Source organism: Blastococcus sp. SYSU DS0973 (genome assembly GCF_054051055.1).
In genome coordinates, this window is record NZ_JBJHAN010000007.1 from 1 (window position 1) to 12,090 (window position 12,090).

General features: G+C 72.6%; 10 protein-coding genes. 9 read left to right on the forward strand and 1 reads right to left on the reverse strand.

Features of this window, described 5'->3' with window-relative positions:
• Window positions 1-157 precede the first annotated feature (157 nt).
• From ACI791_RS12705 to ACI791_RS12720, 4 genes are all read left to right on the forward strand, one after another.
• Complete coding sequence (locus tag ACI791_RS12705; protein WP_456586364.1) at window positions 158-535, forward strand: cell division protein SepF; 378 nt, start codon at window positions 158-160, stop codon at window positions 533-535.
• 49 nt (window positions 536-584) lie between these two features.
• Window positions 585-872: a YggT family protein gene (locus tag ACI791_RS12710; protein WP_347060327.1), complete on the forward strand. Its 288-nt coding sequence runs from the start codon at window positions 585-587 to the stop codon at window positions 870-872.
• 97 nt (window positions 873-969) lie between these two features.
• The gene (gene wag31, locus ACI791_RS12715) at window positions 970-1,695 is read left to right on the forward strand and encodes a DivIVA-like cell division protein Wag31 (RefSeq protein ID WP_456586365.1); all 726 of its coding nucleotides are present in this window, start codon (window positions 970-972) and stop codon (window positions 1,693-1,695) included.
• Window positions 1,696-1,858: 163 nt separating this feature from the next.
• A complete protein-coding gene (locus ACI791_RS12720) occupies window positions 1,859-2,494 on the forward strand; it encodes a hypothetical protein (RefSeq protein WP_456586366.1) in 636 nt (211 codons plus the stop codon).
• Window positions 2,495-2,550: 56 nt separating this feature from the next.
• Here the strand turns inward: ACI791_RS12720 and ileS are convergent, their stop codons facing one another.
• Complete coding sequence (gene ileS, locus ACI791_RS12725; protein WP_456586367.1) at window positions 2,551-5,718, reverse strand: isoleucine--tRNA ligase; 3,168 nt, start codon at window positions 5,716-5,718, stop codon at window positions 2,551-2,553.
• A 172-nt stretch (window positions 5,719-5,890) separates the two neighbouring features.
• Between ileS and ACI791_RS12730 the strand changes: the two genes are divergently transcribed.
• The 5 genes from ACI791_RS12730 (at window position 5,891) to ACI791_RS12750 (ending at window position 12,039) form a co-directional block, all read left to right on the forward strand.
• Window positions 5,891-7,402: a potassium/proton antiporter gene (locus tag ACI791_RS12730; protein WP_456586368.1), complete on the forward strand. Its 1,512-nt coding sequence runs from the start codon at window positions 5,891-5,893 to the stop codon at window positions 7,400-7,402.
• 75 nt (window positions 7,403-7,477) lie between these two features.
• Entirely contained in the window at window positions 7,478-8,806 is a 1,329-nt protein-coding gene (locus ACI791_RS12735) for a DUF4032 domain-containing protein (RefSeq protein ID WP_456586369.1), read from the forward strand.
• A 138-nt stretch (window positions 8,807-8,944) separates the two neighbouring features.
• Entirely contained in the window at window positions 8,945-10,246 is a 1,302-nt protein-coding gene (locus ACI791_RS12740) for an extracellular solute-binding protein (RefSeq protein WP_456586370.1), read from the forward strand.
• Window positions 10,243-11,202, forward strand: a complete 960-nt coding sequence (locus ACI791_RS12745) for a carbohydrate ABC transporter permease (protein ID WP_456586371.1) — start codon at window positions 10,243-10,245, stop codon at window positions 11,200-11,202. The genes ACI791_RS12740 and ACI791_RS12745 overlap by 4 nt, the downstream gene beginning before the upstream one ends.
• 3 nt (window positions 11,203-11,205) lie before the next feature.
• Entirely contained in the window at window positions 11,206-12,039 is an 834-nt protein-coding gene (locus ACI791_RS12750; RefSeq protein WP_456586372.1) for a carbohydrate ABC transporter permease, read from the forward strand.
• Window positions 12,040-12,090: the final 51 nt, after the last annotated feature.

Genomic DNA, 12,090 nt, shown 5'->3' on the forward strand with positions numbered 1-12,090 from the left:
ACGCGCCCAGCGCCCGCCCGCGCGCCCCCCCCCGAGCGCCTGCGCCCGCCCCGCCCCCCCCGCCCCCCCCCCCCCCCCCCCCCCCCCCCCCCCCCCCCCCCCCCCCCCCCCCGCCGCCGGTTCCGGGCCCGGCCCGGTCGGTGCCCGGCTCGGCGGCATGAACAGCGGTCCCGTCGCCGCCGCGGGCCTCGCCGTCCGCGAGCCGGTGGTGGCCCCCGCTCCCGAGCCCGAGGCGGCACCTGCTCCCGTGTCCAAGACCTACCGGATCACCACGCTGCACCCGCGCACCTACAACGAGGCCCGCACCATCGGTGAGCGCTTCCGCGACGGCATGCCGGTCATCATGAACCTCACCGAGATGGACGACGCCGACGCGAAGCGACTCGTCGACTTCGCTGCGGGACTGAGCTTCGGGCTGCGCGGTAGTATCGAGCGCGTCACGGCGAAGGTGTTCCTGCTCAGCCCGCAGGACGTCGCCGTCACCCCTGAGGACAAGGCGAAGATCCGCGAGGGCGGGTTCTCCGACAAGTCCTGAGCGGCGAAGTGGAGTCGGCACCGGCGGGTGCCCTGAACGAGCGGGGCCCGTGTCTCTTATCTGGCAGATCCTCTCATCGGTGCTGCTCGTCTTCCTCGTCCTGCTCTTCGCGCGGTTCGTCGTCGACTGGGTGATGGTCCTGGCCCGCAGCTGGCGTCCCACCGGCCTGGTCGCGGCCGGCCTCGAGGTCGTCTACTCCACCACCGACCCGCCGCTGAAGGCGGTGCGCAAGGTCATCCCGCCCCTGAACCTGGGGTCGATCCGACTGGACCTCGGGTTTATGGTGCTGCTGATCGCCGTGGTGGTCCTCCGGAACGTCACGCTCGCACTCGCATGACCGCTGAATCCACCGGGATCGGAGCCGCGGGACGGCCGCGCTCCGGAGCCCGTCGCGCCACGCCCTGCTCCCGCCGTCCGACCTGAGGTGACCTGCGATGCCACTGACGCCTGCCGACGTGCACAACGTCGTCTTCAAGAAGCCGCCGATCGGCAAGCGGGGCTACGACGAGGACGAGGTCGACGCCTTCCTCGACGTCGTGGAGGCCGAGCTGGCCCGCTTGATCGAGGAGAACAACGAGCTGCGTTCCAGCGCGGGTCGCGCCGGTGCACGCGCCGAGGAGCGGCCCGAGCCGCCTGCGCCGGCCCCGGTCGCGGCGGCCCCGCCGCCGGTCCAGCAGCCCCGGGAGGACGACAGCGCGCGGGCCTCGCGGATGCTGGCCCTGGCCACCGAGACCGCTGACCGCTACGTCAACGAGGCCAAGACGCAGTCCGAGGAGATGCTCAGCGGCGCCAAGACCAACAGCGAGCGCATGATGAGCGAGGCGCGGGCCAAGAGCGAGCAGATGGTCACCGAGGCCAAGCACCGCGCGGACTCGATGATCGGCGACGCCCGCACCCGCGCCGAGACGTTGGAGCGGGACGCCCGCGCCAAGGCCGCCGCCCTCGACCAGGACGCCGAGCGGCGGCACGTCGAGGCCATGGGCAGCCTCGAGGAGAAGCGCAGCAGCCTGGAGCGCAAGATCGAGGAGCTGCGGACCTTCGAGCGCGAGTACCGTACCCGGCTGCGGTCCTACCTCGAGTCGCACCTGCGCGACCTGGACAGCCGCGGCTCGGCCGAGCCCGCGACAGCGGGCCGGCAGAACCAGCACGCCAGCGCCTGAGCGCTGTACCCCTCCCCGTGCCTGGGGGGAACGGCACGACGAGCAGGGCTCCCGGACTCCGGTCCGGGAGCCCTGCTGCTTTCTCCGGCTGCTCCCGGCCCTGAGCGAGGCCCGTGCCTGCCTGCGAGGTGTGGGTGGGGGAGGGTCCTTCTAGAGTCCAGGCGTGATCGTGACCGCCGGGCTGCTCGTGCTCCTGGGCTTCGGGCTCTTCGTGGGCGGGCTGCTGACCGGTGTCACCGCGCTGTACTGGAGTTGCGTGGCCGCCTGCGTCGTGGCTGCGGGGGTGCTGATCGCCGCCCGCCGGAAGATGGCGGCTCGATCGGCCTCCGCGACGACGCCCCCCGCGACCGCTCCGGCCGTCCCCCCGGCAGCGGCCGGGCCGGACCTGGCGACCGGCGCCACCGCCGCGCCGCCCACCGCCGAGCCCACCCCGGCGACTGTGCAGCAGACGTCTCCGGATACCGCGCCGGAGCCGGGAACCGCCCCCGTCGCCGGACCGGCTACCGGCGCGACCGCCGCCTCCGTGGCGGCCACGCAGGGCCCCGAGGCTCCGGTCGAGCTGCCCGATCCTCCCGTCGAGGAGGTCGAGGTGACCGACCTGCTGATCATCGTCGACCTCACCGACGAGGTGCTCGTCGTCGACGAGCACCCCCGGTACCACGTGCCCGGGTGCGTGCACCTCCAGGGGCACAGCCCCATCCCGCTGCCACTGGACGAGGCGCGCACCGACGGGTTCACCCCCTGCGGCGTGTGCCGGCCCGACCGGACCCTGGCGAAGCGGGCGCGCGCCCGCCGCTAGCAGGCTCGGTCCCGCTCCTCCCTTCCCGCCGGCGGCGAGCGGGAAGGGGGAGGTGCTCAGGCCTTGGCCACCCAGAACCGGGAGCCCTCGGGCCCCTCGACGCCCTCGCCCGAGCCCGCCGTGTCGGCGTGCACCGCGCTGGCCAGCACCTCGCCGGCCAGCTGCTCGGCGTGCTCGGTCAGGGCCTGCGCCATGGCGCCGTCGGCGGTCCACGACAGCTCGATCCGGTCGCTGACCTCCAGGCCGCTGGTCTTGCGCGCCTCCTGCACGAGCCGGACCACCTCGCGCACCAGGCCCGCGCGCTCCAGCTCGGGGGTGAGGGTGAGGTCCAGGGCCACGGTCAGGCCACCGGCGCTGGCCACGGTCCAGCCCTCGCGCGGGGTCTCGGTGACCACCAGGTCGCCGTCCTCGAGCGGCACGGGGGAGCCCTCGACGTCCACGCTCGCCGTGCCGGCACGGTAGGCCGCGACGAGAGCCGGCGCGTCGGCCGCGGCGACGGCCCTGGCCACCGCCTGCACCTGCTTGCCCAGGCGGCGGCCCACCGCGCGGAAGTCCACCTTCACGCTGACGTCGACCAGGTCGCCCCCCACGGCGGCCAGCTCCATGAGCTCGGCGACGTTGAGCTCGTCGGCGACCTCGGCGACCAGGTCGCGGGGCAGGGCCGACCAGCCGGGCGCGGCGACGACCGCGCGGGCCAGCGGCTGCCGGGTGCGCATCTTGGCCGAGGTCCGGGCCGAGCGGCCCAGCTCGACCAGGCGGCGCACCAGCGCCATCTGCTCGACCAGGGTGTCGTCGAGCGCGGTCTCGTCCACCGGGGGCCAGGAAGCGAGGTGCACGCTGTCCACCGGCGCCTGGCCCCCCGCCCCGGCCAGGCCCGGCACCACGGCGCGCGACCACACCTCGTCGGTCACGAAGGGCGTGAACGGCGCCATGAGCCGGGTCAGCCCGTCGAGGACCTCGTGCAAGGTGCCCAGCGCCGAGGGGTCGCCGTCCCAGAAGCGGCGCCGGGACCGGCGTACGTACCAGTTGGAGAGGTCGTCGACGAACTGGGCCAGGAGCCGGCCGGCGCCCTGGGTGTCGAAGTCCTCCAGCGCCGCGGTGACGTCGCGGGTCACGGCGGCGAGCTCGGCGAGCGCCCAGCGGTCCAGCAGCGGGCGCTCGGCGTGTGGGGGCGCCGGGCTCGCGACCGGGTCCCAGCCGTTGGTCTCGGCGTACAGGGTGAAGAAGCTGGCGGTGTTCCAGTAGGTGAGCAGCACCTTCCGGACGACCTCGGACAGCGTCTCGTGCCCGACCCGCCGGGCCGACCACGGCGAGCCCCCGGCGAGCATGAACCAGCGGACGGCGTCGGCGCCGTGCCGGTCCATGAGCGGGATGGGCTCCAGGATGTTGCCCAGGTGCTTGCTCATCTTCCGGCCGTCCTCGGCCAGGATGTGGCCCAGGCAGAGCACGTTCTCGTAGGAGCTCTTCTCGAACACCAGGGTGCCGACGGCCATCAGCGTGTAGAACCAGCCGCGGGTCTGGTCGATCGCCTCGCAGATGAACTGCGCCGGGTAGGCCGCCTGGAACTGCTCGGAGTTGCGGTGCGGCGCGCCCCACTGCGCGAACGGCATCGAGCCGGAGTCGTACCAGGCGTCGATGACCTGCCGGACGCGCCGGTAGGTGCCCTCCTCGCCGGGCAGCGTGAAGGTGACGTCGTCGATGAACGGCCGGTGCGGGTCCAGGTCGGAGAGGTCGCGGCCGGTCAGCTCCGACAGCTCGGCCAGCGAGCCGACGGCCACCATCCGGCTCGGATCGGCGTCGTTGCGCCAGATCGGCAGCGGCGTGCCCCAGTAGCGGTCGCGGGAGAGCGCCCAGTCGACGTTGTTGTTCAGCCAGTCGCCGTACCGGCCGGTCTTGATGCTCTCCGGGTACCAGTTGGTCTTCTCGTTCTCCGCGAGGAGCTGGTCCTTGATCTGGCTGGTGCGGATGTACCAGGACGGCTGCGCGTAGTACATCAGCGGCGTGTGGCAGCGCCAGCAGTGCGGATAGCTGTGCTCGTACCGGACCTCGCGGAACAGCACGCCGCGGTTCTCCAGGTCCTCGACCAGCTGGGGGTCGGCGGCCTTGAAGAAGTGCCCGCCCACCAGCGGGACCTCGGGCAGGAAGTGCCCGGTCGGGTCGATGGGGTTGACCACGGGCAGCCCGTAGCCGCGGCAGACCGCGAGGTCGTCGGCGCCGAAGGCGGGGGACTGGTGGACCAGGCCGGTCCCGTCGTCGGTGGTGACGTACTCGGCGAGGACGACGAAGTGGGCGTCCTCACCGGCCGGGAAGTCGACCAGGTCGAACGGCCGCCGGTAGTGGGTGCGCTCCCAGTCGCGGCCGGGAGCGCGGCCGAGCACCTCGGCGTCCTCCCCGAGGACGGCGGCCAGCAGCGGTTCCGCCACCACGACCGGGACGTCGTCGGACCCGGCCGCCCGGGCGACGACGTAGGGAACGTCGGGGTGCACGGCGACGGCGGTGTTGCTGGGCAGCGTCCACGGCGTCGTCGTCCAGACCAGCAGGTCGGCCTTGCCGGCCCACTCGCCGTCGGTGATCGGCAGCCGCACGTACACCGACGGGTCGGTGATCGTCTCGTACCCCTGGGCGACCTCGTGGTCGGACAGCCCGGTGCCGCAGCGCGGGCAGTAGGGCGCCACCCGGTGGTCCTCGACCAGCAGCCCCTTCTCGAAGACCTGCTTCAGCGACCACCAGACGCTCTCGATGTAGGCCGGGTCCATCGTCCAGTAGGCGGTGGACATGTCGACCCAGTAGCCCATCCGGTGGGTCAGCTCGGTGAACGCGTCGACGTGGCGCTCCACCGACGCCCGGCAGCGGGCGTTGAACTCGGCGATGCCGAACCGCTCGATGTCCGGCTTGCCGGCGAAGCCGAGCTCCTGCTCGACGGCGATCTCCACCGGCAGGCCGTGGCAGTCCCACCCGGCCCGGCGGGGCACGGAGAAGCCCTGCATCGTCTTGAACCGGGGGAAGACGTCCTTGAAGGCCCGCGCCTCGATGTGGTGGGTGCCCGGCCGGCCGTTGGCCGTGGGCGGGCCCTCGTAGAAGGTCCACTGCGGGCGGCCGGCCGACTCCTGCAGCGATCGGTCGAAGACCTTGTCGGACTCCCACCGGTCCAGGACCCGGTGCTCCAGGGCGGGCAGGTCGACCTGCGGGGGCAGCGCGGCGAAGGGGCCGTGGGGAGCACTCACGCAGCCATTCTCCCCGACCCGGCAAGCACACCTCCGGTGGGGAACCCGACGCCTCCGGCGGTGCACCGTCAACGGTTCGCCGTGCGTCCGGACGTGCGCGACCGGTCGGTCCCGGTCGGCCCGGCGGGCGGGCCGACCGCGTACGGGAGACTGGCGCCATGGCGGGCCCGCGGTGAACACGACGGTCACCGTGGCGCTCGCCGTCGGCGCCGCCGTCGTCCTCCTGGCGGCGGTCGCGCTCCGGCTGGCCGACCGGCTGGGCCTGCCCAGCCTGCTGCTCTACCTGGCGATCGGGGTGGTCCTCGGCGAGAGCGGGCTCGGCGTCGAGTTCGAGGACTACTCGCTCACCCAGACCCTCGGCGTGGCCGCCCTCCTGGTCATCCTGGCCGAGGGCGGCCTCACCACCCGCTGGGCCGACGTCCGGCGGGCGCTGGGGCCGGGCCTGACGCTGGCGACGGTCGGCGTGGTGGTGAGCATCGGGGTGACCGCCGCCGTCACCGTGGGGCTGCTGGGCTGGTCGTGGGAGTTCGCGCTGCTCCTGGCCGCCGTCATCAGCTCCACCGACGCCGCGGCCGTGTTCGCGACCCTCCGCCGGCTCCCGCTGCCGCGCCGGCTGGCCGCGTCGCTGGAGACCGAGAGCGGGCTGAACGACGCCCCGGTGATCCTGCTGGTGGTCGTGCTGTCCGACGTGCTCACCGACGGCGTGACCGGCCCCTGGTGGATCGTGCCGGTCGAGGTGGCCGCCCAGCTGGTCGGTGGCGCGGCGTTCGGCCTCGCTGTCGGGTTCGGCGGCGCGGAGCTGCTGCGCCGGGTGGCCCTCCCGCTGTCCGGCTTCTACCCGCTGGCCACCCTGGCGCTGTGCGTGCTCGCCTTCGCGGGCGCCTCGCTGGCGCACACCTCCGGCTTCGTCGCCGTCTACCTGAGCGGGCTGGTGCTGGGCAACGCCGCGCTGCCGCACCGGGCGGCGAGCATCGGCTTCGCCGAGGGGATGGCCTCGCTGGCGCAGATCGGGCTGTTCGTCATGCTCGGATTGCTGGTCTCGCCGTCCCGGCTGCCCGAGGCGCTCGGGCCGGCGCTGGTCGTCGGCGTCGTCCTGCTGCTGCTGGCCCGGCCGCTGTCGGTCGCGGCGAGCCTGGTCTGGTTCCGCTTCCCGCTGCGGCAGCAGGCCTTCATCTCCTGGGCTGGGCTCCGCGGCGCCGTGCCGATCGTCGTCGCCACCTTTCCGCTCACCGCGCAGGTCCCGAGCGCCACCCGGGTCTTCGACACGGTCTTCGTGCTGGTCGTCGTCTTCACCCTGCTGCAGGGCTGGTCCCTGCCCTGGGTGGCCCGGCGCCTGGGCATCGCCGGCCCGGTGGCACCCCGGGAGATCCAGGTGGAGGCCGCGCCGCTGGAGGAGCTGGACGCCGAGCTGATGCAGATGACCGTGCCCGAGGGGTCCCGGCTGCACGGCGTGTACCTGCCGGAGCTGCGGCTGCCCGAGGACGCCGCAGTCGTGCTCATCGTCCGCGCGGGCCGGGCGTTCGTGCCCGACGAGACGACGCGGCTGATGCGCGGGGACCAGGCCCTGCTGGTCTCGGCGCGCCGATCGCGGCCGGAGGCGGAGCGCCGGCTCCGGGCGGTCAGCCGCGCCGGCCGGCTGGCCTCCTGGCGGGGCGAGTCCGGCCGCCCCGACGAGACCGACTGACGGAGGGCGCCGCACCCCCGGTCATGGCATCGTGGGCGCCGGTGGCCGCCGTCGTCCACCGGTTCGGAGCGCCCCATGCGGTTCCTCTTCCGGCCACCCGCCGCCGAGGCGACGGGGCTGCTCAGCCTGCCCTGGGACCAGCCGCTCGAGCAGTGGGACGACGAGCTGCTCCTGGACGTGGCCCAGCGCGGCATCTCCCGGCACGTCGTCCGGTTCGTCGCCGCCGGCGGCCAGGTCTTCGCCCTCAAGGAGATCTCCGAGCGGCTGGCCCGGCACGAGTACGCGCTGCTGGCCCAGTTCGAGGCTGAGGGGCTCCCGGCGGTCTCGGTGCTCGGCATCTGCGTGGACCGCCCGCACGACCAGCAGGCCATCCTGGTCACCCGCTACCTCGAGTACTCCATGTCCTACCGCTGGCTGTTCTCCCGGCCCCAGGGTGGACACTCGGCCGACCAACTGCTCGACACGATGGTGGTGCTGCTGGTCCGGCTGCACCTCGCCGGCGTGTTCTGGGGCGACTGCTCGCTGTCCAACACGCTCTTCCGGCTCGATGCCGGGACCTTCTCGGCCTACCTGGTCGACGCCGAGACCGTCGACCGGCACGAGCGGCTCTCCCCGGGGCAGCGCGCGTACGACGTCGACCTCGCCCGCGAGCGGGTGGGCGCCGAGCTGCTGGACCTCCGCTTCGGCGGACTCCTCCCCGAGGGCATCGACCCGATCGAGGTGGCCGAGGGGCTGCCCCGGCGCTACGAGACGCTGTGGGAGGAGGTCACCCGGGAGGAGGTCTTCCGCACCGACGAGCAGCGCTACCGGGTGGCCGAGCGGCTCCGGCGGCTCAACGACCTGGGCTTCGACGTCGGCGAGGTCGAGCTGGTGACCACCGAGGAGGGCACCCGGCTGCGCGTGGAGACCCGCGTGGCCGAGCCCGGGCACAACCGGCGTGAGCTCTTCCGGCTGACCGGCCTCGAGGTGCAGGAGCGCCAGGCGCAGCGCCTGCTCAACGACGTGCGCGCGTTCCGCGCCTACCTGGAGCAGAAGTCGGGGCAGCCGGTCTCCGAGACGATCGCCGGGCACCGCTGGCTGGCCGAGGTGTACCAGCCCGTCGTCGACGCGATCCCGCGCCACCTCGCCGGCCGGCTGGCGCCGGCGGAGGTGTTCCACGAGGTGCTCGAGCACCGGTGGTTCCTGTCCGAGCGCGCCGGTCGCGACGTCGGGACGACCGAGGCGGCGCGGTCCTACCTCGAGACCGTGCTACCGCAGACGCCGCCCGAGGTGACCACTCCGTCGGTGATCGCCGGGCAGCGGCCCGACGTCCGGGCCGGCATCCGTCCCGGCAAGGCGCCGGCCCCGGACCCGGGAGCGTCTCGGTCCGGGCGCGATCAAGGGTCCGACGTCGGTTCGAATTGACACCTTTGGTGACCTGCACCACGCTCCGAAGATCACGGTGACCCACCGTCGCCGTCGCGCCAACGGAGGCGATGCACAGTGCCCTACGCGGCTGCCGAGACCAGGCCCCAGAGGCGGGCGACCACGAACGGACCGGCCGTGCGGAGGGGGCCCGGTAGATCCGCGGCCGCGGCCGCGGCCCTGCTGGTCAGCGCCGGCACGCTGGCGGCGTGCGGGGGCGGGGGAGGGAGCGCCTCGACCCTCACCTGGTACATCAACCCCGACGCCGGAGGGCAGGCCGAGATCGCCGCCCGGTGCACGGAGGAGGCCGGCGGCCGGTACACGATCGAGACGGCCCTGCTGCCCCGCGACGCGGCGTCCCAGCGCGAACAGCTCATCCGGCGCCTGGCGGCCAACGACGACTCGATCGACCTGATGAGCCTGGACCCGCCGTTCATCCCGGAGTTCGCGCAGGCGGGCTTCCTGGCCCCGGTCCCCGACGACGTCGCCGAGCGGGTGACCGAGGACGTCGTCGAGAGCGCCGTCGAGGGCTCCACCTGGAACGGCGAGCTGGTCGCGGTGCCGTTCTGGGCGAACACCCAGGTGCTCTGGTACCGGAAGTCGGTGGCCGAGGCGGCCGGGCTGGACATGTCCCAGCCGGTGACCTGGGAGGAGATCGTCCAGGCAGCCGAGGAGACCGGCACGCTCGTCGGAGCCCAGGGCGCTCGCGCCGAGTCGCTCACCGTCTGGTTCAACGCCCTCATCGAGAGCGCCGGCGGATCGATCATCACCGAGGCCTCGCCCGAGGACCCCGCGCAGATCGAGCTCGGGCTCACCTCCGAGGCGGGTCGGCAGGCCGCCGAGGTGATGAAGATGGTGGCCGAGTCCGAGGCGGCGGGGCCGGCGTTCTCCACCTCGAACGAGGACTCCTCGGCCACCGGCCTGGAGAGCGAGAACGGCGGGTTCAACGTGAACTACCCGTTCGTCTACCCCCGCGCGCTGGGGGCGGTCGAGGCCGGGACCATGGACGCCTCCGTGCCGGAGGACTACGCCGCGGCGATCTACCCCCGGGTGAACCCGGACGACCCGGCCGCGCCGCCCTACGGCGGCATCAATCTCGGGGTCGGGGCCTTCAGCGAGAGCCCCGAGCTGGCCTACGAGGCCGCCGAGTGCATCGTCTCGGACGAGAACCAGGCGTACTACTTCGTGACCAACGGCAACCCGGCGTCGGCCACCTCGGTGTACGACGACCCGGAGGTGCTCGAGGCGTTCCCGATGGCACCGGTCATCCGGGAGTCCCTGGAGCTGGCCGCCCCCCGGCCGCAGACGCCTTACTACAACGAGATCTCGGTCGGCATCCAGCGCAGCTACCACCCGCCGTCGGGCATCGACCCCGGGCAGACCGGCGAGAACGCCACCGAGCTCATCAAGGCGGTTCTGGCGAAGGAGGACCTGCTGTGAGCACCACGACGCTACCGCCGACCAAGAAGGACGAACCGGTCTCGGCGCCCGAGCGGGGGATCAGCGACCGGGCGCGCAGCGAGCGGAAGCTCGGCTGGTTGCTGGCCGGCCCGGCGTTCGCGGTGATGCTCCTGGTCACCGCCTACCCGATCCTGCAGGCCACCTACGAGTCGCTGTTCGACTACCGGCTCACCGATCCGGGGAACCGCTCGTTCACCGGGCTGACCAACTACTGGGTGATCCTCACCGACTCGTTGTGGTGGCAGTCGATCGGTGTGACGGCGTTCATCACGGTGGTCACCGTCGCGGTGGAGCTGGTGCTCGGCTTCGCCCTCGCGCTGGTGATGGTCAAGGCGCTCCGGGCGCTCCGCCCGGTGCTGCGGGCGGCGATCCTCATTCCGTACGCGGTCATCACCGTCGTGTCGGCGTTCGCCTGGCAGTTCGCCTTCGACATCAACTCCGGGTTCGTGAACTCGTGGTTCACCTGGCTGCCCGGGGTGTCGGAGAACACCGACTGGTTCGGCGACCGGTGGACGGCCCTGCTGGTCATCTGCCTGGCCGAGATCTGGAAGACCACGCCGTTCATCTCGCTGCTTCTGCTGGCGGGCCTCGCCCAGGTGCCCGAGGTGCTGCAGGAGGCGGCCAAGGTCGACGGCGCCACCCGCTGGCAGCGCATGCGGAAGGTGACGATCCCGAACATGAAGGCGGCCATCATGGTCGCCCTGCTGTTCCGCACCCTCGACGCGTTCCGGGTGTTCGACACGATCTTCATCATGACCAACGGCGCCAACGGCACCGAGTCGGTGTCGTTCCTGGCCTACCGGCAGACCATCGCGCGGCTGGAGATCGGGCTCGGCTCGGCGGTCTCGGTGCTGCTGTTCCTGTGCGTGGTCGCGATCGCCTTCTCCTTCATCAAGCTCTTCAAGGTCGACCTGTCCCAGGCCCGGGGGGAGTAGCCCATGTCCACGCGGAAGAAGGTCCTGTGGGGCGTCGGCGGCGCGCTCATCGTCGTCTACTGCCTGTTCCCGATCGCCTGGATCGTCTCGGTCTCGCTCAAGGCGCCCAGCGACCTGACCAACGAGAGCTTCCTGCCCACCGAGGTCACCTGGCAGAACTACGAGCTGATCCTCACCGGCGGCGCCAGCGACCTGTTCCTTCCGGCGCTGCGCAACTCCTTCGGCATCTGCCTGATCGCCACGGCGATCTCCTGCCTGCTGGCGATGTTCGCCGCCTACGCGATCGCCCGGCTGGACTTCCCGGGCAAGAAGTTGATCCTGTCCACGGCGCTGGCGGTGGCGATCTTCCCGGTCATCTCGATCGTCACGCCGCTGTTCAACCTCTGGCGCAACATCGGCCTGTACGACACCTGGCCGGGGCTGATCATCCCGTACCTGTCGCTGACGCTGCCGATCTCCATCTGGACCATGTCGGCGTTCTTCCGGGAGATCCCCTGGGAGATGGAGCAGGCCGCCCAGGTCGACGGCGCGACCACCTGGCAGGCGTTCCGCAAGGTGATCGTCCCGCTCGCCGCACCCGGCGTGTTCACCACGGCGATCATCGCCTTCTTCATCGCCTGGAACGACTTCATCTACGGCATCTCGCTGACCTCGACCGAGGCTGCCCGCCCGGTGCCCGCGGCGCTCGGCCTGTTCACCGGCGCCTCGCAGTTCGAGGAGCCGACGGGCGCCATCTCGGCGGCCGCGGTCATCGTGACCATCCCCGTCGTCGTCCTCGTCCTGCTCTTCCAGCGGCGCATCGTCGCCGGCCTCACCAACGGCGCGGTCAAGGGCTGACCGCCATGACCCCGACCTGCCTCACCTCATCGACCTCCCGAGGGGACGAAC

Bases quoted from the DNA above. Each gene is read 5' to 3' on its own strand.
- ACI791_RS12705 (WP_456586364.1), top strand. From the start codon at position 158: ATGAACAGCGGTCCCGTCGCCGCCGCGGGCCTCGCCGTCCGCGAGCCG.
- wag31 (WP_456586365.1), top strand. From the start codon at position 970: ATGCCACTGACGCCTGCCGACGTGCACAACGTCGTCTTCAAGAAGCCG.
- ACI791_RS12735 (WP_456586369.1), top strand. From the start codon at position 7,478: ATGCGGTTCCTCTTCCGGCCACCCGCCGCCGAGGCGACGGGGCTGCTC.
- ACI791_RS12750 (WP_456586372.1), top strand. From the start codon at position 11,206: ATGTCCACGCGGAAGAAGGTCCTGTGGGGCGTCGGCGGCGCGCTCATC.